The organism is Spirosoma endophyticum (genome assembly GCF_900112365.1).
Lineage (GTDB): Bacteria > Bacteroidota > Bacteroidia > Cytophagales > Spirosomataceae > Spirosoma > Spirosoma endophyticum.
The window spans coordinates 195,443-217,712 of sequence record NZ_FOLQ01000010.1 but is presented as its reverse complement, the minus strand read 5'-3'; the positions used below and the strand labels follow the sequence as shown (position 1 = coordinate 217,712).

Here is a 22,270-nt window from a genome sequence, read left to right as displayed (position 1 = left end):
TATGACTTTGCTTTCATTATCAAAGTTTTATTGATAGGTGTAATGTTCCTTCAAAACCAAGTTCGACAATTTTTTGAAGTGTCGAAATTCGTACTTCTTTAATATTATTCTCAATTTTTGAAATATAGGATTTTGACGTACCGATTTTCTCAGCCAGTTCTTTTTGGGTCAACCCTTTCTCAAGTCGGGCTTCGTGAATTAGAGCACCAATTTTAAAGTTTTTGTAGCCTGCCTCAAGTTCATCACGCTTTGCTGTTCCGCGCTTGCCGTAATGTTTATCCTTGAATTGGTCAAGTGTCATTATATCACTCTTTTTCGTTTTCATATTCTTCCTTTATTCTTAGTGCCTTTTCAATTTCTTGTTTCGGTGTCTTTTGTGTTTTCTTTTGAAACCCATTGGCTAAAACCACCAATTGACCTTGATCGAAAAAACAGAAAATTCGAAAAATATTACTGCCTACCTGCACTCTAATTTCAAAAAGACCTTCTGTATTCTCAATGTGTTTTAAGTACGTTTCAGGAACCCGTTGAAGTTGCTCAATCAATTCGAAAGTCCAGATAATTTTATCTTTCACTTTGTCTTTCTGCTCTACAAAAAACTCTTGGAAATAGTCCTTGTAAAAAATAACAGTACGGTATTTATGATTCCCCTTCACGTAGCAAAGATAATAGAAGTTGCCCTAAAGTGAAACTTTCTAATTCAAGCAAAAATATTATCTTTTGACGATTGTCATTTAATAAAACATAACTCCAAGTCCTACCAGGCCATCAATGAACCCGTTTTCCTGGCATGTCTTTCCCGTTTTGGTGAAGAATCAGTTGCTCCACGTCGCCTTTGGCATTGCTCGTAAACGTTATCTGCGCATCGACAACTTTAAGGTAAAACTTGGTTTTCGACTCGGCGAACAGCTCAAACTTAGGTTGACCCGTGGCTTGCCCGAAAAGTTTGCTCCCGTCTTTTGTGATCACAATCGAAAAGGTTGGAGCAAGTTGATAGGTACCAACGTATGAATCCAACGTAGCAGCATCGACCGAAACCGTGGGTTCTTTAGGCGCTTCTACCTTTTCACCCAACTCTTTCAACTTGGCAAACCCGTTGGCATTCCGTGGATTGATGTCTACCGACTTTTTATAGTCTTTGATGGCCGCTACTTTATCGCCCGCTTTCATATAAGCCTCTCCCCGACTATCGTAGACATTGTAGGAAGCTGGAAACGATTCGGCGTTGAGCGTGAATACGGTCAGGGCTTCGGTCGTTTTTCCGTCGCGCAGTAATTCATAGCCCACGCTGTTCATCTCGCTTTCGTCCAGATTATAAGCTTTGCCACCTCGCCAGACAGTGAACTTTTGCCGCGACTGTTCAATGGATTCCGACAACACTGATTTCCGAAGCAAATCGGCAATGGATTTCTTCGGTGGCTCAACCGCCTGACCGTGAAGAATGCTGAGAATGTTCTTTCGTATGGCTTCGAGTGGAGCACTGCCTGTATTGTTGAGCAGGACGACCAACTGTTTATCATCAGGCATCCGGCTAATTAACGTATTGAATCCGTTGATTCCCCCGCCATGCTCGATCACCAACAAACTGTCCCTGAGTTGCCCAACCTTCGTTTTCGCTACGCCCCAACCATAGGCATAATTGCTCAGAAAGGGGGTAAACATAATTGTCTTCAAACTATCTGACAGGAGTTTATCACCAGACAGAGCCTGACTCCAGCGATTCAAATCCTCTACGGTTGAGTACATAGACCCGGCCGCATAAGGAATCGACATATCCAGATAAGGCGCATTCACATAGCCGCTGCTCCGCTTTTCATAACCTGTTGCCCGCTTGGAAATAATCGGGCTGAACAGGTCATAGCCCGTGTCTTTCAGTTCCAGGGGCGTAAGAATATTCTCCTGCAATACATCGGCATAGGATTTGCCCGTCACTTTTTCGATGATGACACCCAGCAGAAAATAACCGGAGTTACTGTATGAAAATGTCGAACCGGGGGTAAATTCCAAGGGCAAGCTAGAAAACTCTTTCACAAACACTTCAGGCGTATACGGGTTACGGGCCGTCGTCTCGAAAAATTTGGGGAAATTGGTATAGTTAGGAATGCCCGACGTGTGCGTGAGCAGGTGATGAATCGTGATGTTGTCGCCGGTTGCTTTCGGGTAGTCGGGCAAGTAGGTTGTCACTTTCCCATTTAACTTCAGTTTACCCTGTTCCACCAATTGCATGATGAGCATGGCGGTAAACTGCTTCGTCACCGACCCAAGCCGAAATTTTGTGGTCGACGTATTGGCAATGTTCCATTCCATATTGGCCATGCCATAGCCTTTTTTGATAATCACTTTTCCCTTGTCGGCGACTAAAATAGCTCCGTTAAACTGTCGGTTGGCTACGTACTGACGAACAAGCGCATCAATTTTCTCGGCTTTCGTTTGGGCAAACCCAGTAGTTATTGTTAACCAAAAAACACAGATAAAAACATTAAGAAGACGGAACGAAGTTAGCGGTAGCATACAAGAGGGAGTAAGAAAAATCATGTGCAAGATAGAGCATAAACCCTTCAGCGGCCTTCAGAATGGCCCTTTCCGCTGTCTACATTTTTTAGTCATTTTTTACCCATGTCGCATTTCTTCAATACCAGACTTGTAGCCCGCTCTACTTTTGCGTAGGAATCAAGAACAATCACCTCTTTTTTAACAACAATCGTCATGAACACAAACAAAACGATTATCAATCCCTGGAAATGGCAGGATCAATTAGGTTATGCCCAGGCGGTAGAAACCGACCACTCAACGCACACCCTTTACTGCGCTGGACAAGCCGCCATGGATGCGGAAGGCCGCCCGGTTACGGACGATATGGGTGGGCAAATCAGCCTGAGTTTCGATAACCTGGAAACCTTATTGAAGCAGGCTGGCTATACCCTGGGTAACGTAGTACGGCTCAATTTTTACACTACCTCGATTGCGCAGTTTTTTGCAAATTATGGTCAGGTCATTGGCCGTCTGAAGCCCACTGGCTGCACGCCATCCAGTACACTGATTGAAGTAAAAGCGCTGGCATTTCCCGAACTCATGGTCGAAATCGAAGCGACGGCAGTTAAATAAATTCCGTCCTATACAACCCACTCCGGAGCAGGGAAGACGGGTAGCACATTATTAATCAGCACTTCACGCGTTGCTTTTGACGGTTCATGCAGACTTACGTTGGTTACAGGAGTAAGTCCAGGCAGTTTTGGTACGGTAAACAACAAAGCAAAGCTGATTCAAATCGCCTGATACGGCAACCTCTTTTATGAAAATCCTCGATCTTGAACTTTACTGTAATAACCTTGAGACCATACAACGGTTCTACGTTCGCCGGTTAGGATTGCCTATGTTGTCTCATTCGTCTGCCCATCTGACGGTATTGGTCGGCTACACCCGCCTGACGTTCCGGAAAGTTGAAATGGTAGTGGCGCCGTATCATCTGGCAATCAACGTACCGCGCGGCTCACTTGACGTACTCATGTACTACTATGATCTCGATTACCTAGCGACGCAGGCACCCGAACAAACTATTGCTTACTTTCCCAACTGGCGGGCAAAAGCCTGCTATTTCTACGACCCTGCGGGTAATATACTTGAATTTATCGCACGTACTGATCTGAATCTGGACAACCCCAACCTGACCTTAAGTGATATGTTTCAGGGCATTAGCGAGGTTGGTCTGGCAACTGAGGATGTACTTTACACCGCGGAACAACTTCAACGGCGTTTCAACGTAGCACAGTTTAGTAGAACCATACCCCAGCCGGATTTCAATGCCTTAGGGGATGACAATGGGCTGTTCATCCTGGCAGAGACGGGCCGTCCCTGGTTGTTCACGAATACCCCCGCGGGGCTCAACTATTTCCGCATTCAATTCATGAACGGGATTGAGGAGGAGGTGCAGGAGCTGTATTCATATGAAGTGAACCGGTTGCCTATCGGAAAACCCGGATCTGGTCTCAACCAACAGATGCCCGGTCGAATAAAGGATTTTGCTTACTGAGCCAACCGGATGCTACGTATTTTTTCAACCAACAAACTCATGAACAAAGCCATCAGTCATCACGTACCATCTGCCGGTTGCGCCCTGTGCCTCCGCCGACACCAGTGCGCCAGCAAACAGTCAGCCGACAGTGCAATTCCGGTGAGAACCGAACTGTTGCCTGCACAAAAACTAAGTCAAAAGCCTACAAAACCCTCCTTTCAAAACTATAAAAATCATGCAGGAACAACGCTATAACGTGTTTAATCAAATTCACAAAGGTTTGCGGGGTATGCTCTACAATACCGCTCTCCGTCTGCAACAAACCGATTTCTCTCAGCCAGAAGCCCTCGACGTTGTTGACCAGCTAGAGCAGATACTTATTTATTTCGATGAACATGCCGACAATGAGGATCAGTTTATTCTACCTCACATTCGCAAGCACAATGCCCAACTCATTGACGAACTGGAGAAAGACCACGACATCGACCACCGCTTGACGCAGACGCTCTTCGATCACATTCGGGAATGGAAAGCGGCTGACTTACCGGCCCAGCAGGAAGCCATCAGCCAACGTATCGCTTTTGCCTTTAGTGAGTTCATCGCCTTTAACCTCTACCACATGAATAAGGAAGAGAACGTACTGATGTATCTCCTCTGGAAACATTACACCGACGAAGAAATCCGGCAGATGGAAGACCAGATCCTGCACGCCATTCCGCCCCAGACGCTGTTAGCCGAAAGTCGCTGGATGATGCGGTCCATTAATAACAAAGAAGTGATTGGGTGGCTGTCAGGCATGAGACAGGGCGCTCCGGCAGAAGTATTCGAGACCTTTTTACAAATGGCAAACGAGGAATTACCGACCAATCGACGGGCAAATGTGCATGCGGCCTTAGCGCTTGCATAACTCATAGAGGAAATAAGGCTATCGGCAACCCATGAACACGAGCTACCAGGAGTTTAAGCCATCTCAAGCTTTACAGCCTTACGTGGAATGTTACTGGCTCCATCAGTTTGAAGCCAGCACGAGCGCAGAGTCACCCATTCAGCGCTGCCTGCCCTTCGGTGCCCTGGAATTGATCCTGCACCTGGACGACAATCGGGCTTATGCCCTGTTTGACAACCTTTGGCAGAAACTACCACAGGCATTCTTTGTGGGGCTTTACCGGGGTACGGTCCATTGGAAAGCCGTGGGAACAGGCCGCAAATTCGGCATCCGGCTCAAGCCGGAAAGTATACCTCAACTCTTCAAGATGCCTATCGCTTCGCTATTCAACCAGTTTACCGATCTGGAAACTTTCTTCGGCCGGGAGATCAATCACCTGATCGACAACGTACATAGTTTACCGGATACAAACGCCGTGATCAACGTAGTGGAAACGTTTCTGCTAATGCACTTGCGGAATGTCAGCACCGAGCGAAATTATTTGTTTGAAGCCACTCGATTGATTCGACAAGCAAAAGGAAATCTGTCGATTGAAGCACTGAGTGAACATCTGTACGTCAGCAAGCGACAATTGGAACGTAGTTTCAAAGACAATTACGGCACCACGCCAAAGTTATACCAGCGCATCATTCGCTTCCGAAATGCTTATGAGTCGTTCGAGCAAACAACAACACCCAACTGGCTGGATGTATCCTACAACTTCGGCTATTCGGATCAGGCCCATTTTATCCGGGACTTCAAAGAATTTTCTAATGATGTGCCGACCCTCGTGTTTCAGGATAGCGGACAGTATTTTCGACGGCCCGACAGAAAGCGACTCAGCGCTAGGGCTTAGTATTGATAAATCGTTGAAAACCAGACACTAAAGACTAATTTATTTTTATTAGTTTAAGGCAAATTCAGGGTTTGGCGTAGTCTCTAATTACGCCAACCGACCCTTCCTTTTTTCACTAAACCAAAAACAAACAAGATGAAATGGATTTACCTGACGGCTACAGCCGCGATCGGCCTGCTGTGCGCTTTTACACCCCGACATGATACGCCCACGCCAGTGAAACGAACGACTTCAATTCATCAGGACCCGGCCAAGGGCGAACTCATTAAACGGGGCCAGTACCTGGTCATGACCATGGGTTGCGGTGATTGCCACGCCCCCAAGAAGCTGACGCCACAAGGGCCGGAACCCGATATGGATCGCTTCCTCTCTGGTTACAATAGCGCCGAGCCGCTGGGGGCCTATGACAAAAATGTGGTTAAAACGGGCCAATGGGTGCTGTTTAATGGCCAGAATACTGCAGCCATCGGTCCCTGGGGTGTATCGTTTGCCGCTAACCTGACGCCCGACGCGACGGGCATTGGTAATTGGTCATTCGAGCAATTTAACACGGCGATGCGGAAAGGCAAGTCGAAAGGATTGATCAATAATCGCAACCTGCTGCCGCCGATGCCCTGGCCAAATTACGTCGGGCTGGCCGACGCCGATATGAAAGCTATTTTCACCTACCTGAAATCGCTTAAACCGATAGCTAACGTAGTGCCTGCGCCAATTCCACCAGCTCCCTGATGCATTAACTCATTGGCATGCATCACTAAAAAGCCGTATCAAATTTGAATTTGATACGGCTTTTTAGTGATGCATGTTCGGCGTAGTCTCTGACTAGGTCGCAGCGTTATCCGGTCTCCGACCGGAATAACCGTTTTTACTAGAATGGCTTTTGGAACAACAGGCCGGTCGGAGACCGGACAACACGACGGCGTAGTCAGAGACTACCGCACCGGCGGACCGGCCGAACCCATGAACGTCACTATTTAATGCGCCAGCAACCAGTTTTCGCCAACACCAATGCCGGTTTCCATTTTCACGGCCATTGGAATTGCATTTTTCATGATGTCGTCAATATGCACACGTAGCAACTCAATCTCATCGCGGTGCGCGTCAAACACCAATTCATCGTGGACGGTCAGGATCATTTTCGACTTCAATCGCTCCCGCTGCATAAACTCGTGAATACGAATCATGGCAATTTTGAGCATGTCGGCGGCACTACCCTGAATGGGCGCATTAACGGCGTTACGTTCGGCAAACATCCGGTCGGTCTGGTTGCGGGAGTTGATGTCGCGCAGATACCGACGCCGACCCAGAATCGTTTCGGCATAGCCAAATCCCCGCGCTTTCTCGATACATTGATCGATGTAGTCTTTCACGGCTGGGAACCCTGCAAAATACTCCTCAATAATCTGAGACGCTTCTTTACGCGGAATCTTTAACCGCTGCGACAACCCGAACGAGGAAATGCCGTAGATAATACCAAAGTTGATAGTTTTTGCTTTCCGACGCATATCACCCGTTACCTCGCTGATCGGTACGTGGAACACCTTACTGGCCGTTTGGGTGTGAATGTCTACCCCATTATTGAAGGCTTCAAGCATCGTTTGGTCGCCACTGAAAGCCGCCATGATACGTAGTTCGATCTGCGAATAGTCAGCTGACATAATCAGAAACTCCGGTCCGCGTGGCACAAACGCCTTGCGAATTTCCTGACCTCGTGGTGTGCGGATCGGAATATTTTGCAGGTTCGGATTGGTAGATGACAGGCGACCCGTAGCCGCTACGGCCTGATTAAAGGACGTGTGAATTCGGTTGGTACGCTTACTTATCAGCAAGGGCAATGCATCGACGTAGGTATTCTTCAGCTTGATTAACTCGCGGTAGTCCAGAATCTTACGAGCAATTTCGTGCTCAGCTTCGAGCTTGGAGAGAATCTCCTCCCCCGTTGCATACTGGCCTGTTTTGGTCTTTTTTGCGTTCTTATCGAGCTTTAGTTTTTCGAACAGGACTTCGCCCAACTGCTTCGGCGAACCAATATTGAACGGCTCACCCGCGATGTTGAAAATCTCCTGCTGCACCTGCTTCATATCAATATCAAGCGTAGCCGAAAGTTCGGCAAGGGCAGCGGTGTCAATCGTTATACCTTCCAGCTCCAGATCGGTCAGCACCTGGACGAGCGGCATCTCAACCTGATCGAATAGTTTATGGAGGTTATCTTTTTCAAGCCTAGGGGCAAACGTTTCTTTGAGTTGGAGCGTAATATCAGCATCCTCGGCCGCATAATCGACTACTTTCTGGATGTCCACATCACGCATCGTCAGTTGGCCTTTGCCTTTTTTACCAATCAGCGATTCAATTTCGACCGGGCTATAATTCAGATACGTCATGGCCATCATGTCCATATTATGGCGCATTTCGGGCTCAATCAGGTAGTGGGCAATCATCGTATCGAATAGCTTGCCCTGCACTTCCACACCGTATTTTTTTAGCATCAGCAGATCGTACTTCAAATTCTGACCAATCTTGCCAATCGACGGATTTTCGAATACAGGTTTAAACTGATCCACAATGGCTTGGGCTTCGTCTCGGTCTGCGGGTACGGGTACGTAGTACGCTTCACCGGTGCGGTAAGCAAACGAAAGGCCCACTAAATCAGCTTCAACCGGGTCGAGGGCCGTGGTCTCTGAATCAAAACAGATACTTTCCTGAAGACTTAGGTAATGCACCAGACTAGCCCGCAACTCGAACGTATCAACCAGTCGGTAATCGTGTTTGACCGATAAAATTGTCTTGCGTCGTTCAGGTTGGTTTTCGTCCAGTTCGTAGTCGGGATAAACATCCAGATAAGCCGGCTGATCGGTTTCGGTCACGTCAGCGCCAACCGCATCATCGGTCGTGACTGTCTCGCTTACTACGTTGGGCGTAGCTTCTGAGGCCGATGCAATGGGCGCTTTTACGGGCGTCCGTTTGCCTTTGGGTTTCTCGACGGGTACCGCCGTCGACGTAGTACCGGACCCAAAATCAAAGGGCAAGTCGTCCGCGCCGGATGGATTGGAAGAGCCCATGTTCGAAAAAGGCAGAAACGCGGGCGAATCACCACCGGGCGAATCGAACAGATTCATTTGCGACGACCCTGGAGTTTTAAACGCATCAGGCAGTGGTTTTTCGTCATAATCGCCACCCAGCAACCGGGTTTTCATTTGGCGAAACTCCAGTTCATCCAACAGGGCAGCCAGCCGGGGTTTGTCATACTCGGTATGGCGCAAATGTTCCTCATCGAATGGCACGGGCACGTCCAGATGAATAGTAGCCAGCTGTTTAGAGAGCAAGCCCTGCTGCGCGAAATTGACGACGTTTTCTTTGAGCTTTCCCTTCAACTCTTCAGCACGGGCAATCAGATTTTCAACCGATCCAAAGTCAGCAATGAGTTTCTGCGCTGTTTTTTCGCCAATGCCCGGAATTCCCGGAATATTATCGACCGAATCACCCATCAACCCGAGCATATCCGTCACCTGATCAATACGTTCGATTTGCCAGCGTTCTAACACTTCGTTCACACCCAGCTTTTCGGCGGGCTTTCCCATGAACGCGGGCTTGTAAATGTGAATATGCTCTTCCACCAGTTGCCCGTAATCCTTGTCGGGCGTCATCATATAGACCTCAAAATCAGCCAGCGACGCTTTCTTAGCAATGGTTCCGATGATGTCGTCGGCCTCATACCCGTCCAGGATCAGGATGGGAATATGCATAGCCTCCACAATCTGTTTGATATAAGGCATCGCCACACTGATATCTTCCGGCTGCGACTGCCGATTGGCCTTGTACATCGGGAACTGTTCGTGCCGGAATGTCTTCTTCGCCGAGTCGAACGCTACGCCGATATGGGTAGGCTTTTCCTTGGTCAGCACCTCAATCATAGCGTTCATGAAGCCAAAAACGGCGGAGGTATTGGTGCCGCGCGACGAAATGCGGGGCGCTTTACTGAAGGCGAAATGAGCGCGGTAGATGAGCGCCAGCGCGTCTAACAAAAAGAGTTTTTTCTGTGGTTTGGCCATTGGATATAGGTCACGTGTCAATGCGCCAAAGGTCGAAAGTCTTGCGGACAATCACGCGCTTTCGGGCCGACAAATTACTATGTAGCACGGGCGGAATCCCGTACTAATAGAACAGGCATAGGCGCTTTTTGATTCCTGCCAGACTGGTTTGCATCGGGCAAAAAAAGAGCTACCCAAATCTGGGCAGCTCAGGTATAACTTCGAACAGTTTCCTTATTGCGGCAATAAAAGTCGGTCGATAATCTGAATAACACCGTTAGTCGCCGTCACATCAGGGCCGATGACATTCGACGCTCTGGTACCGTTTCCTTTACCCGTAACCGTTATGGATGTTGTACTTGTCCCAATGGTAACGGTTGCTCCTGTTGCGGCTGTTGTCAGGCTGGACCCACTCGTTACCATGGGTGTGTAGACGCGAGCGGGAACGACGTGATACGCTAAAACCGCTTGTAACGTAGCGACTGGTGTATTCGCAATCTTTGTCGAATCAAACCCTTCGGCCTTGAATGCATTATCCGTTGGCGCAAATACCGTTAGTGGGCCTGTAGCGCTCAGCGAACTCGCGGTAGTTGCACCAGCTCGCGTTACAGCCTGTTGAAGCAGCTTAAACGAAATACCTGCCGTTGGAGCCAGTAAGGCATAAATTGTCGGAATCTGGGCAATGGTATTCGGAATCGTGCCGTAAACGGGTGGCAACAGAATACGATCTATCACATGAATAACGCCGTTACTGGCCTGCTGGTCGGCTTGTAAAATATGCGCCCCATTGACCGATACAGCCGTACCAGATGAAGTAGCGGTTGTTAGAGCTACAGGCTTTGTGAAGTATACTGACCCTAGTGGGAATAGTGTTTGCTGAGCGGTATTGGTTGCGGATGGAATCGCCGAGGCTGTTAACGTACTGCCAAGCACATGGTACTGCATGACCGATTTTACTAAATCAACGGGTGCTAAACCAATAACAGCTTCGCTACTAAGTCCGAAGGCCTTGAATGCATCATCTGTTGGGGCCAGTAAGGTGTATGTGCCAGAGGCAGCGAGCGTCACATCCAGGCCTGCTTTTTTGAGAGCGGCTCTGAGTAGGGTAAACTGACTCCCCTGATCAATCGTCTCTTTAATCGTTGGGACCACTATTGGTGGATTGTCTTCCTTTTTGCAGGACGAAAACGATAACGTCAGTGCAGTGAGTGTGGCTAGTAAGAAGCCTGCTTTTCGCCCGGCGGGCAGAATTGAGTTGAGTTGCATAGAATTTGGTTAATAAGAGACAAGAAGGTGCGTGTTACATCCTCTGGTAGAAGAACCGGCCTAAGACTATTTGGTTTACGAATCCCGGCCAAATGTACTGCAATTTACCCAGCGGTTGAAACGGAGCCTTCCCATGGGCTCAATAGCTGGTTTAATAACCGATCGTCCTCAAAAACTATTGTATTGAAAATTGGTTAAAATGCGATGCGCCTTACTCTTATCGGACTTCTACTGATACTAACGGTTGGCTGTCGAAACACGTCATCAGACCAAACCGACAGCAAGTCATCCACCTCTCAGCCACCTGAAACCACTACGTTACCGGCCGCCGATACGTTATGTTTTCAGCAAGTGATGAACCGCGACACAACGACCCTTCAACTGGTGGTCAACGGAAAGCAAGCCACTGGCTACGTTGATATCAAGCCTTTCGAGAAAGATCGGGCGCGGGGGTCATTCGCCGGAATCGTCGAGGGCAAACACATTCAGGCAGACTGGCAGCGGGCGGGAGAAGGCGTTACGCAGCCCTACACTCTCGACCTGACGCTCAAGGGCGATGCCATTATATGGTATGAGGGCGAACGTATTGAAAAAGAAGGTAAATGGGTACTCAAGCAACCCAATACTGGCTATCAATACGTATTGACAAAAACCGACTGTCTGCCCAATCCATCACGATAGCGTTTCGTCGGGCACCTTCTCCCCTACGGGCGGACGATACGTTTGAAAGGGCATTTTCAGCAGACTGCCAAGGTGGGAATGTTCATGGGTATCAGGATGCGTATCGATACCGTAGTGCAACTCGTTACCGGCCATTTCGTGATACGTACCAAAGAGCCGGTCCCAATACGGGAAGATATTGCCGTAGTTGGTATTCGTAACGGGCAGTACGTAGTGATGATGCACATGGTGCATATTGGGCGTTACGATCACTAATCCCAGCAATCGGTCAGCCCAGCGAGGTAGCTCGATATTGGCGTGGTTGAACTGCGAGAGCAAAACCGATAGCGCCTGATACAGAAAGACGAGCCACATGGGAGCGCCCATAATAAGCACCGCCAACGTAGTGAACGCGAACCGGACTACGCTTTCGCCGGGATGGTGACGATTGGCCGTTGTTGTATCGACGTAGGTATCACTATGATGAATCAAGTGAAAGCGCCACAGGAATTTAGTCTTATGCTGGGTCCAGTGCGCCAGCCAGGCACCCATGAGATCTAACCCAAGCAATCCTACAACCGTCTGGGCCCAAAGCGGCAGAGCAATCATCTGCAGCAGCCCAATCTGGTGGCGAATGGCCCAATCACTGGTTTGAAGCAAAATAAAGGCTAGTAGGAAGTTGACGACAATGGTGGTCAGCGTAAAGAATATATTGATACCTGCGTGATGGAGCTTTCTGTAGTTGAATTGAAACAGAGGCACCGCACTCTCAATGAGCCAGAAAATAGCCATGCCCCCTACCAGAATCAAACTTCGGTGCGACGACGGAATATGCTCGAAATAATTTACCAACCTCTCCATAAACGTTGTCTTGTTTTTTACAGGTATTATACAAATTTACACGGAAAGGATGAAGATAGAACGTAGCACAAACGGGTTTTTCGACCAAAATCCAGCAAAGTTCATGGTTCACTTGCCCATGTCGGTTTTCAATGGTTGGTTTGCAAAACAGTGAACAGTTAGCCGTTATCAGTAACCAGGTAGCAATAACCGGAGAACCGATAAAGTATTGATGACTGATAACTGGTTACTGATAACTAAAAAATTATGCCTCAACCCAAACGTGCCAGCGAGTCCATAACGGTTATGACCGAAATGGTGCTACCCAACGATACTAATACACTTCATAATTTGATGGGTGGGCGACTCCTGCACTTCATGGATATTGCGGCCGCCATTGCCGCCCAAAAACACTCCAATCGCATTGTCGTAACGGCCTCCGTCGATAACGTTTCCTTCGCCGAACCGATCAAACTAGGCAATATCGTTACCATGAAAGCTCAGGTGACGCGGGCGTTCAGTTCCTCCATGGAAGTATTTATTGAAGTGTGGGCGGAAGACATTCCGGCAGGTATTCGGGTCAGTACCAACAGCGCTTTTTACACCTTTGTGGCCGTTGACCAGAGCGGCCGACCTATTGAGGTGCCAGCCGTTATACCCGAAACCGACGAAGAGAAAGACCGCTACGTCAGCGCATTACGTCGGCGACAGTTGCGTCTGGTCCTGGCCGGTCGCATGAACCCCGAAGAAGCAACCGAGTTGCGGGCGTATTTGAAAGTGTGACCAGGATTTTTATGATTTTATTGACTGACTATGATTTTAACAATAGGCTTTCTCCGAAAGCTCAATCATGGTCAGTCAATAAAATCATAAAAATCCCGCAGGGCCGTTCCTGCGGTTCATCTACTTAATCTCCTGCATCCGGGTAATGGCCTGATAGACCAATACTTTAAATTTATCGGTTAGATCCCCGTGGCTGTTCGGAAATTTTTGCGTATAAAGCAGCGCCACGATTCCTTCTTTCGGGTCAACCCAGTAGGTCGTTCCGAAGATGCCACCCCAGTCGAAACTACCTGCCGAAACAGGTAGGCGGGCAGCGCTCCTGGCCGACGTAATACCAAATCCTAAACCGAACTTATCGGCCCCCTGATTCAGATCGCCAATCTGGTTAGTCGTTATAAGCCGGATCGTTGTTGGGCTGAGGAGTTGTTTTCCATTGTACTCGCCCCCGTTGAGCAGCATTTGCAGAAAAATAGCGTAGTCATACAAGGTAGATGACAGACCCGCTCCGCCGGAAAAATACGTACCGTTGACCTTCGGGTAATCAGGCGATATCCCCAATCGCGTGGCCTGTCGCCGAACGGTTCTGGTCGAATCTTCGGTATAGAGGACGGCCAGCCGGTTTTGCTTAGCGGCAGGCACATAGAAATACGTATCATTCATACCCAGCGGCTCAAATAATCGGGTTTTCAGAAACTGGTCGAGTGGCTGGCCAGACCAGATTTCGATTAGATACCCCAGCACATCGTCGCCTAGGCTGTACGTCCAGCGTTCGCCGGGCTGGTGCGCCAATGGCAACGTACCGAGGGTGTTCATTACCTCATCGAGTTTCCGGTTTGGCGTACCAATACCGCTTGGAATATTATGTTTCGCGTAGATCGCATTCATTTCTTTGCTACCGATAACCGGATAGCCAACGCCCGATGTGTGGGTCATCAGTTGCCGAATCGTGATCTCGCGCTTGGCCGGAACGGTCGTAAACGTGCTGTCTTTTTCGTTGAACTTGTCAAGCACCTTCGGGTTCCTGAAAGACGGGATGTATTTCGAAACGGGATCATCGAGCAGGAATTTTCCTTCTTCAAACAACAGCATTGCCCCAATACTCGTGATGGCTTTGGTTTGCGAAGCAATGCGCACAATTGCATCACGCTTGAGGGGTGTTTTTGCCTCCATATCATCCTGCCCGTAGGCTTTGTGATAAACGATTCGACCATTACGGGCAATCAAAACACTGACTCCTGCCTGCCGACCTTTGGCGATGTAGTCATTGATAACGGCATCCATTCGCTGAAGGCGGGTCGTGCTCATGCCAACCGTTTCAGCCGACGCTTCCTTGAGAACGGAAACGGAGCTTTGCGTGACTGTCGACTGTGCATAGCCAGTCAGAAAAAAACCGGTCAACAGACCGGTTAGTAGAAAACGTTTCATAAGAAAAGTAGCCTTAGGGAATACCTGCGAAGATACTTATTTCTTCGTCGCTACAATCTCATACGTTTGCTTGTATTGTGCGCCGTTACGTGTTGCCCGCGCGACTGATGAATATGAAAACAGTTTGGTGCTGGGATCGAACACGCCAGTGGCACTGTAATCGGAATCGGCAGGTCTAGGTAACGGAATTGTGTCCGTATTTTTATCAATAACCGCAAAATTAACCCCGTCTAAATCGGCGGTAACGTTCAGCGTACGGTCACCGGTACGATCACCCGTTGTCACGAGTTGGATATAAATTTCCTTGGGATTCGACCCTTTCGTAATTGTCGCCGTAGCCGTCCCAGCTTTTGGCTCGTCATACAAATCTTCGACATTATAAATTGAATTTCGATACGTACCCACATACGTACCAACGTACTGATCGCGGAGGTCAATATCGGGATCGGACCCGCCCGATTTCTTGCAGGCCGTCGTTAGACCACCCATCACCAGCATGACAAGAAGCAGCTGACGGAATGATCGGACGGTGTATGATTTAGCCATGTTTGCGTTTAGTCGATAGTTTGCGTTGACAAATTATCTATCAAACGCCGGATTGGGTTTTTCCAATATACATACAGCGAAAAGAAGACAGACATACGTAGTGTCAGGCGCTAGAACACACCCTGAAAATCCTCAAAGGTAAGGGCTTATTGAGCTTTCAAACGTCCGGTATATGCTACCCGATAAATCACACCGTTTGCATCGTCAGTAACCAGCAACGAGCCGTCGGTATGCTGCGCAATACCACAAACCCGACCAAATTGTTCCTTATTATTACTGACCAGCCAACCCGAAACAAAATCCTCGATACTCGTTGCCCGCCCCTGTTCATCAAAATGTACCCGTACAATTTTGTATCCCGATGGTTTGGCCCGATTCCAGGAACCATGCATGGTTACGAACGCATCATTCTGGTATTCTTTCGGAAAATTATTTGTCGTACTGGCATTGAAAACCAGCCCCAAGGGTGCCGCATGAGCATCGTATAATTGAACGGGCTTGGTAGTTTTAGCTGCGTACTGTTCAGGCGTTTCACCGGCAGGTTGTGGATGGGGAGGAAGTTTACCGTTCGCATAGACGTACGGCCAGCCATAATCTGACCCTTCTTTGATTTCATTCAGTTCTTCGCGCTGGTCTTCGTCGCCCAGCCAGTCGATGCCATGATCAAATCCCCACAAGGCTTTGGTACGTGGGTGCCAGCCGAATCCGATCGTGTTGCGGAGTCCTTTGGCAAAAACCTTCCGACCCGACCCATCTGTACTGACCTGCAGTAACGTAGCAGACTCTTTATTACGCTCATCGCAGGCATTGCACGAGCTTCCGGCCGATAGATAAAGCTTTCCATCGGGACTAAAATGGATGGTTCGATTAGGATGCTGTCCGGCGTCGGGCAGGTCACTATACAGCGTTTTCAGGTCGCCCAACGTACCATCCCCCTTAATATCAGCCACATACAGATCACGAATAGCCGCTATGTACAGTTTGCCGTCGCGTATTGCTAATCCATGCAGGTCGGGCTTTTGAGCGACGTCCTTAATGAGTTCCGCTTTCCCGTCTTTGTTGGCATCGCGTACCAGCATAACCGTACCTTTTGTCCGATCAGATACATAAACGTCGCCGTTGGGTGCTACGGCCAGCATACGTGGATTTCCGGCTTTCTCGGCAAATTTGGTCACCGTAAAACCAGCTGGTGCTTTCAGTTGCGCTATTCGGGCATCCGTAGCTTCAACCTGCTGCGGTTTGAAAACATTAACCGGAAAACCATCTTTAACTGTATTTTGGTAATCATTCTGTGCCATAGACGGCAACGTACCCAGCAAAAGTGCCAGGGTAATGGAGGAGAAAATGTATTGACCTTTCATAAGTTGAGTGTAAAAAAATAGACGGATTTATACCTGTAGCTAAAGCTGTCTATTCAGAATCAGTGTTGTAACCACTTGTTTTTGGTTCTTGTTATGAATCTCCCTTTTTAATCGGGTAACGGTACAACGTAGCAATTTGCTTCGCTTTTTAGCCTAATAACTATAGCACTCACTAGGCTTTCTGTAGCCATATCCCGGCAAAATCTTCGGTTATATAGAAAATATGACTACTACTCAAACAAACTATTATTTTACCCTACGAATAAATAGTAGAACTATAATTACAATTTTCCATATATTATCAAAATTATATTCCGAATAAGCAAATAAATACATACTTTCCTGCATCGTTACAATTTTCCCTGTTCGGCAAAGCCTTTTCCTCCTTAAAACTGAAGCCCGACAAATCAATACGTTATAAATCTATACGCAGGAAATGTCCTTGAATCGACGAGATTTTATGCACGTGGTGGGTAAGGGTGCCAGCGCCCTCATGCTTGCCCAACTTCCCACGTTCGGCCGCCCGGTTTCGGCGGAAGCCCTGCTCGCGCCGGGTCTGGACGTAGCGGTTAAGAAGCGCCTGGCCGATGCCGCCCTCAATGCCGCGAAATCGAAAGGTGCGTCTTATGCCGACGTACGTATTGGTCGCTACCTGAATCAGTTCATCATCACCCGAGAAAACAAAGTTCAGAGCATCATCAATACAGAATCGTATGGTGTGGGCGTCCGCGTTATCGTGGATGGTTGCTGGGGATTTGCGGCTGTTAGCGATGCCAAAACAGAAGCCGAGTTGGCCAAAGCCGCCGAGAAAGCGGTCGCGATGGCCAAAGCGAACGTACTGCTATCCGACGAACCCGTTCAACTGGCTCCGCAGAAAGGTTTCGGGGAAATAACCTGGAAAACACCGATTCAGAAAAATGCATTTGAAATACCTATAAAAGAGAAGGTAGATCTGCTGATGACCGTCAACGGGGCCGCCATGAACAACGGGGCCAATTTTGTGAACTCGCAGTTCTTTTTTGTGAATGAGCAGAAGTATTTCGCGTCTACGGATGGGTCGTACATCGATCAGGACGTCCATCGGCAATGGCCCGGTTTCACAGTAACGGCCATCGACCCAAAAACGGGCAAATTCGAAACAAGAGACGCGTTGAGTGCCCCGGTAGGAATGGGTTACGAATACCTGCAAGTCAATCCGTCCGACAAAATAACGGGCATCACGACCCGCTACAATAAAGGCTACGACATGCTGGAAGACGTAGTGGCAGCCGCCAAGCAGGCCAAGCAAAAACTCTCTGCAAAATCTGTCGAAGCGGGTAAATACGATCTGGTCCTCGATCCGTCGCACACCTGGCTCACCATCCACGAATCGGTGGGTCACCCGCTGGAACTGGATCGCGTATTGGGTTACGAAGCCAACTTCGCCGGAACCTCCTTCGCTACGTTAGACAAGTGGAAAAGCAAAAACTTTAATTACGGCAGCAAACAAGTCGATCTCTTCGCCGACAAAACGCAAGTTGGTTCGCTGGGCGCCGTTGGTTATGACGACGAAGGCGTTCAGACCAAGCGCTGGGATCTGGTTAAAGATGGCACACTGGTCAACTACATGGCCACCCGCGATCAGGTGCACATTGTGGGCGAGAACGAATCGCAGGGTTGCTCCTACGCCGATAGCTGGGGAACGGTTCAGTTTCAACGCATGGCCAACGTATCGCTGGCGGCTGGCAAAGAACCCTTATCGGTTGATGAATTGATCAAAGATGTCAAAAAAGGGATTTACATCATCGGCGATAGTTCTTATTCGATTGATCAACAACGCTATAACTTTCAATTCAGCGGTCAACTCGCCTACGAAATCAAGAATGGACAGATCGCTGGCATGCTAAAGGACGTAGCGTATCAATCGAACACGCAGGAATTCTGGAACTCTTGTGTGAAGGTATGCGACGAGCGCGATTTCCGGCTGGGCGGCTCATTTTTTGATGGAAAAGGACAACCCATTCAGAGCAACGCGGTGTCACACGGCAGCGCAACGGCTCGTTTCAACGGTGTCAATGTGATAAATACTGGTCGTAAAATTTAAAAGTCGCTAGTCGTCAGTCGTTAGTCGCTAGTTAATAACGCTTGGCTACTATTGACTCACGACTATTTACTATCAACCATGTCTATAATCTTAAGCGAAGCAGAAGCAAAAACGCTATTACAGAAGGCGTTGACGTACTCAAAGGCCAACGAGTGTGAAGTCAATTTGCAGGGCGAAGAGTGGAGCAACATCCGGTATGCCCTCAACAAAGTCTCAACCTGCGGCTCGAAAGTCTATAAAACGCTCTCGGTTCAATCGGCATTTGGCACAAAAGTTGGCGTGGCTACCATCGACGAATTCGACGATGCATCGCTGGAAAAAGTAGTACGTCGGTCGGAAGAACTGGCTCAACTAGCTCCAGAAAATCCAGAGTACGTCGGTCTCGTTGGCCCACAAAAATACCTGCCAGCAACCGGCTTTTTCGATTCGACCGCCAGTATGGAGGCCGTTGACCGCGCCAAAGCCGTTGCTCAGAGTATTCAGATTGCCCGTTCGCAAAAGCAGACCGTGGCGGGTTATCTGGAAGACCGCACGGGTTTTTCCGCCATGATGAACAGCAAAGAGTTATTTGCGTATTATCCGAGTACGAAAATCAACTTCAGCGCAACGATACGTACCGACAACGGAACCGGCTCGGGTTTTGCCGCTCAGGGTGTAAGTGATTTTTCGAAGCTCAATACAGCATCGGCCACACAGGTTGCCCTGACGAAAGCTCTTGGCACCGTGGGCGCCAGAGCGATTGAGCCGGGCAAATACACCGTTATTCTGGAACCGCTGGCGGCTGCGGTGATGCTGGAACACCTGTTCCGAAGTCTGGATGCCCGTAGCGCCGACGAAGGTCGTTCGTTTCTGAGCAAATCCGGCGGCAAAACAAAGCTTGGCGAACGTATTGTCGACGAGCGCGTTACGATCTATTCAGACCCAACGAATCCAGAACTACCTGCATCACCCTGGGGAGCCGATGGTCGGGCACAGGAGAAAATCAACTGGATTGAAAAAGGCGTCATTAAAAACCTGTCGTATTCGCGCTACTGGGCCGAGAAAAAAGGCGTAAAGGCTATTCCAGCGCCTAACAATTTCATGATGGTTGGGGGAAATGCTACGCTGGATGAGCTTATAAAATCTACACAACGCGGGGTCTTGGTCACTAAATTCTGGTATATCCGCTCCGTTGATCCGCAATCATTATTAGTTACCGGCCTCACCCGAGATGGTACGTTCTACATCGAAAACGGCAAGATCAAGCATCCGGTCAAGAACTTCCGCTTCAACGAAAGTCCGGTCATTATGCTCAACAATCTGGAAACATTGGGCAAAGTGGAGCGCGTAGTGAGCAGTGAAGGCTCCTTCACAAATTACCTCATTCCGGCGATGAAAATTCGGGAATTTACATTCACCTCGCTTTCGGATGCGGTGTAATTTGGCGTGGGTATTCACCCGCGCCAGCAACAATACCTTCCTCTTTTTTACAATCCATTAATTATCAGCAACATGGCAACCAGTGAGCAGAACGAAAATAAGGGACGTATCAACCGACGCCAATTATTAAAGTTTGGCGTTCAGGGGACGGCATTAAGTGCTTTAGAATCGGCCCTTCCTGTTTCTTCGCAAGCCGGTGTTGCTACGTTCATTAAAGAGCCCGCGAAAAATGGCAAAATCGTGGTTGTTGGCGCCGGTGCATTTGGTGGCTGGACGGCTCTGCATTTGCTACGTAAGGGCTACAACGTAACACTCATTGATCAATTTGGGGCGGGCAATAATCAGTCAAGTTCGGGTGGAGAAACTCGCCTGATCCGAGCTTATTATGCCGATCCTGTTTATGCCGATATGGCAATACGTGCCCTGGCGCTCTGGAAGGAGAATGAGCCGAAGATGGGGCAGAAAATACTGAATCAGAATGGTCTATTGCTCTTTAATTATCCCTCCAGTAAGACTGAAGCCGAAGCCGCCGTTTCGATCTATAAGAGGCTGGGCCTTCCACTCGAAAAAGTAAGTCTGGATGATGCCCTAAAGCGGTGGCCACAAATCGGAACGGAAGGGCTGGATCATGTCATGTACGACCCAACAGCCGGGTTTCTGAATGCTCGAAAGGGGTGCCAGGCCGTTTGCGATTTATTCGTTAAAGAAGGGGGTACGTTTCTGCAACAACAGGTAAAACAGGAAACCATCAAGGGAGGGAAAGCAACAGCCATTACCCTGGCCAATGGCACCGTATTGGAAGCCGATCAGTTCATATTTGCCTGTGGTCCTTGGGCGGTCCGCCTTTTTCCGGAACTCACGAAGAAACTCATAGTGACCCGAGCCGTGGTTTTCTTCTTTGCCTCACCAGTAGGTCAATCCAATCTGATGGAAAACAAACTGCCGACCTGGATGGACCGGGATATGAGTGGGCCGTTCCGTTCGTTCGGCGTACCGGGGAGCGATTTCAGGGGGTTCAAGTTGGGGTTAACGCCCCCGGACAACGACGTAACGGATCGATTTGATACGTATAACCGTTTCGTAAAACCAGAAGAATTTGAGTTGGCGTTAGGGGTTATCAAACGGCGGTTCCCGAAAATGGTGGGCCAGCCGCTGATCGAGCAGCGCGTTTGTCAAGTCACGATGACCCCCGATTCGGATTTTATTCTGGATACACACCCTGAAGCCGACAATCTATGGGTCATGGGTGGTGATTCGGGTCACGGCTACAAGCAGGGCGCTTCCTTCGGCGAACTGGCCGCGAATACCGTAGCTGGCGAAAAGGAGAAGCTGAAGAAGTTTGCCTTGAAACGGCTGATTGGATGAGTTAAATAGCTAATTATAAAAACACAAAACGGCGTTGGAAAGCTAGGCAAAATGTCACCTTTCCAACGCCGTTTCTATAGCGTAAACTTACTATTGTGGCTCATCGCCGAACTTTTCGTTACGACCCGTTTTATCGGTATTTCCCGTCAGAGCTCCTTTCGCCATCTCAAATAATTTCACCATTTTCCCACCCGGACGATCCCAGTATTCACCGGCATGGGTGGTAACTTTCAGCAGAGCTAGGTTAGGATCGTCTTTACCATTGGGAAACCACGTTTTAAGTATGTCACTCCATAGCTGGTCTATTTTAGCTTGGTCTTTTACCACTTCGGCATACCCTGATGTTGACACGAATACTTCTGAGTCAGGGTCTGCAAAACCAAGCGAAATGCGATCGTTTTGCCGAATTTCGTTTACTTTATTCGAGTTGTCGTATGTGAAGAACCACATCGTGCCATCGGCCTCTATCTCGTGAGTTGCCATAGGTCTTGTATGAAAATCACCATCCGGCTCAAGCGTCGTTAACATGGCAATGCGAATGTCCTTGATTTTATCTTTAAGCTTTTCCAGTTCAACTGGATTCAGTGTACGTTGAGTTTGCATGTGATTTGTGTTTTCGTTGTTTTATCAAAATCTTGTGTTAAAGCATAGGGTTTACAAGTTTTTCATAAATCTTTCATAAGTCAGTCAATAGTTTTTGC

At 48.5% G+C, this 22,270-nt stretch carries 21 protein-coding genes; 11 read left to right on the top strand and 10 right to left on the bottom strand.

Annotated elements, in window-relative coordinates:
• Positions 1–19: 19 nt before the first annotated feature.
• From BM202_RS22995 to BM202_RS22985, 3 genes are all read right to left on the bottom strand, one after another.
• Positions 20–325, bottom strand: coding sequence for a helix-turn-helix domain-containing protein (locus BM202_RS22995; RefSeq protein WP_093830527.1), 306 nt, complete (start codon positions 323–325; stop codon positions 20–22).
• On the bottom strand, positions 306–656 hold the full coding sequence (locus BM202_RS22990) for a type II toxin-antitoxin system RelE/ParE family toxin (protein WP_093830525.1): 351 nt from the start codon (positions 654–656) through the stop codon (positions 306–308). The genes BM202_RS22995 and BM202_RS22990 overlap by 20 nt, the downstream gene beginning before the upstream one ends.
• A 112-nt stretch (positions 657–768) precedes the next feature.
• Entirely contained in the window at positions 769–2,511 is a 1,743-nt protein-coding gene (locus BM202_RS22985; protein ID WP_093830523.1) for a serine hydrolase, read from the bottom strand.
• 195 nt (positions 2,512–2,706) lie between these two features.
• Here BM202_RS22985 and BM202_RS22980 point away from each other — a divergent pair, with 195 nt between their 5' ends.
• From BM202_RS22980 to BM202_RS22960, 6 genes are all read left to right on the top strand, one after another.
• Positions 2,707–3,105 (top strand): RidA family protein, encoded by a 399-nt coding sequence (locus BM202_RS22980; protein WP_093830521.1) that lies wholly within the window; start codon positions 2,707–2,709, stop codon positions 3,103–3,105.
• Between the two features lie 187 nt (positions 3,106–3,292).
• On the top strand, positions 3,293–4,030 hold the full coding sequence (locus BM202_RS22975) for a VOC family protein (protein ID WP_093830519.1): 738 nt from the start codon (positions 3,293–3,295) through the stop codon (positions 4,028–4,030).
• Positions 4,031–4,069: 39 nt separating this feature from the next.
• Positions 4,070–4,267: a hypothetical protein gene (locus tag BM202_RS37340; RefSeq protein WP_177236656.1), complete on the top strand. Its 198-nt coding sequence runs from the start codon at positions 4,070–4,072 to the stop codon at positions 4,265–4,267.
• Positions 4,248–4,919 carry a hemerythrin domain-containing protein gene (locus BM202_RS22970; RefSeq protein WP_093830517.1) on the top strand — a complete coding sequence of 224 codons (672 nt, stop codon included), beginning with the start codon at positions 4,248–4,250 and terminating at the stop codon, positions 4,917–4,919. The genes BM202_RS37340 and BM202_RS22970 overlap by 20 nt, the downstream gene beginning before the upstream one ends.
• Before the next feature lie 31 nt (positions 4,920–4,950).
• Positions 4,951–5,793, top strand: coding sequence for a helix-turn-helix transcriptional regulator (locus BM202_RS22965; protein ID WP_093830515.1), 843 nt, complete (start codon positions 4,951–4,953; stop codon positions 5,791–5,793).
• 135 nt (positions 5,794–5,928) lie between these two features.
• Positions 5,929–6,522, top strand: a complete 594-nt coding sequence (locus BM202_RS22960; protein WP_093830513.1) for a c-type cytochrome — start codon at positions 5,929–5,931, stop codon at positions 6,520–6,522.
• A gap of 245 nt (positions 6,523–6,767) precedes the next feature.
• Here the strand turns inward: BM202_RS22960 and polA are convergent, their stop codons facing one another.
• The gene (polA, locus tag BM202_RS22955) at positions 6,768–9,842 is read right to left on the bottom strand and encodes a DNA polymerase I (protein ID WP_093830511.1); all 3,075 of its coding nucleotides are present in this window, start codon (positions 9,840–9,842) and stop codon (positions 6,768–6,770) included.
• Positions 9,843–10,055: 213 nt separating this feature from the next.
• The gene (locus BM202_RS22950; protein WP_093830509.1) at positions 10,056–11,087 is read right to left on the bottom strand and encodes a fasciclin domain-containing protein; all 1,032 of its coding nucleotides are present in this window, start codon (positions 11,085–11,087) and stop codon (positions 10,056–10,058) included.
• A 204-nt stretch (positions 11,088–11,291) separates the two neighbouring features.
• Between BM202_RS22950 and BM202_RS22945 the strand changes: the two genes are divergently transcribed.
• Positions 11,292–11,768: a hypothetical protein gene (locus BM202_RS22945; RefSeq protein WP_093830507.1), complete on the top strand. Its 477-nt coding sequence runs from the start codon at positions 11,292–11,294 to the stop codon at positions 11,766–11,768.
• Here the strand turns inward: BM202_RS22945 and BM202_RS22940 are convergent.
• A complete protein-coding gene (locus BM202_RS22940) occupies positions 11,760–12,608 on the bottom strand; it encodes a sterol desaturase family protein (protein WP_093830505.1) in 849 nt (282 codons plus the stop codon). The genes BM202_RS22945 and BM202_RS22940 overlap by 9 nt on opposite strands.
• Before the next feature lie 246 nt (positions 12,609–12,854).
• On the opposite strand from BM202_RS22940, the gene BM202_RS22935 reads away from it, so the two are divergent.
• Positions 12,855–13,370 carry an acyl-CoA thioesterase gene (locus BM202_RS22935; protein ID WP_093830503.1) on the top strand — a complete coding sequence of 172 codons (516 nt, stop codon included), beginning with the start codon at positions 12,855–12,857 and terminating at the stop codon, positions 13,368–13,370.
• Positions 13,371–13,490: 120 nt separating this feature from the next.
• On the opposite strand, the gene BM202_RS22930 is transcribed toward BM202_RS22935, so the two are convergent.
• The 3 genes from BM202_RS22930 to BM202_RS22920 all read right to left on the bottom strand — a co-directional run bounded on the left by BM202_RS22930 (position 13,491) and on the right by BM202_RS22920 (position 16,702).
• Positions 13,491–14,795, bottom strand: coding sequence for a serine hydrolase domain-containing protein (locus tag BM202_RS22930; RefSeq protein ID WP_093830501.1), 1,305 nt, complete (start codon positions 14,793–14,795; stop codon positions 13,491–13,493).
• Between the two features lie 36 nt (positions 14,796–14,831).
• A complete protein-coding gene (locus BM202_RS22925; RefSeq protein ID WP_093830499.1) occupies positions 14,832–15,341 on the bottom strand; it encodes a hypothetical protein in 510 nt (169 codons plus the stop codon).
• 146 nt (positions 15,342–15,487) lie between these two features.
• Positions 15,488–16,702, bottom strand: coding sequence for a PQQ-dependent sugar dehydrogenase (locus BM202_RS22920; RefSeq protein ID WP_093830497.1), 1,215 nt, complete (start codon positions 16,700–16,702; stop codon positions 15,488–15,490).
• 442 nt (positions 16,703–17,144) lie between these two features.
• On the opposite strand from BM202_RS22920, the gene BM202_RS22915 reads away from it, so the two are divergent.
• From BM202_RS22915 to BM202_RS22905, 3 genes are all read left to right on the top strand, one after another.
• On the top strand, positions 17,145–18,785 hold the full coding sequence (locus BM202_RS22915) for a TldD/PmbA family protein (RefSeq protein WP_093830585.1): 1,641 nt from the start codon (positions 17,145–17,147) through the stop codon (positions 18,783–18,785).
• A 78-nt stretch (positions 18,786–18,863) separates the two neighbouring features.
• Complete coding sequence (locus BM202_RS22910; RefSeq protein ID WP_093830495.1) at positions 18,864–20,204, top strand: TldD/PmbA family protein; 1,341 nt, start codon at positions 18,864–18,866, stop codon at positions 20,202–20,204.
• 72 nt (positions 20,205–20,276) lie between these two features.
• Positions 20,277–21,569 carry an NAD(P)/FAD-dependent oxidoreductase gene (locus BM202_RS22905; protein ID WP_093830493.1) on the top strand — a complete coding sequence of 431 codons (1,293 nt, stop codon included), beginning with the start codon at positions 20,277–20,279 and terminating at the stop codon, positions 21,567–21,569.
• 90 nt (positions 21,570–21,659) lie between these two features.
• Here BM202_RS22905 and BM202_RS22900 read toward each other — a convergent pair whose 3' ends face one another.
• Positions 21,660–22,172, bottom strand: coding sequence for a pyridoxamine 5'-phosphate oxidase family protein (locus BM202_RS22900; RefSeq protein WP_093830491.1), 513 nt, complete (start codon positions 22,170–22,172; stop codon positions 21,660–21,662).
• Positions 22,173–22,270: the final 98 nt, after the last annotated feature.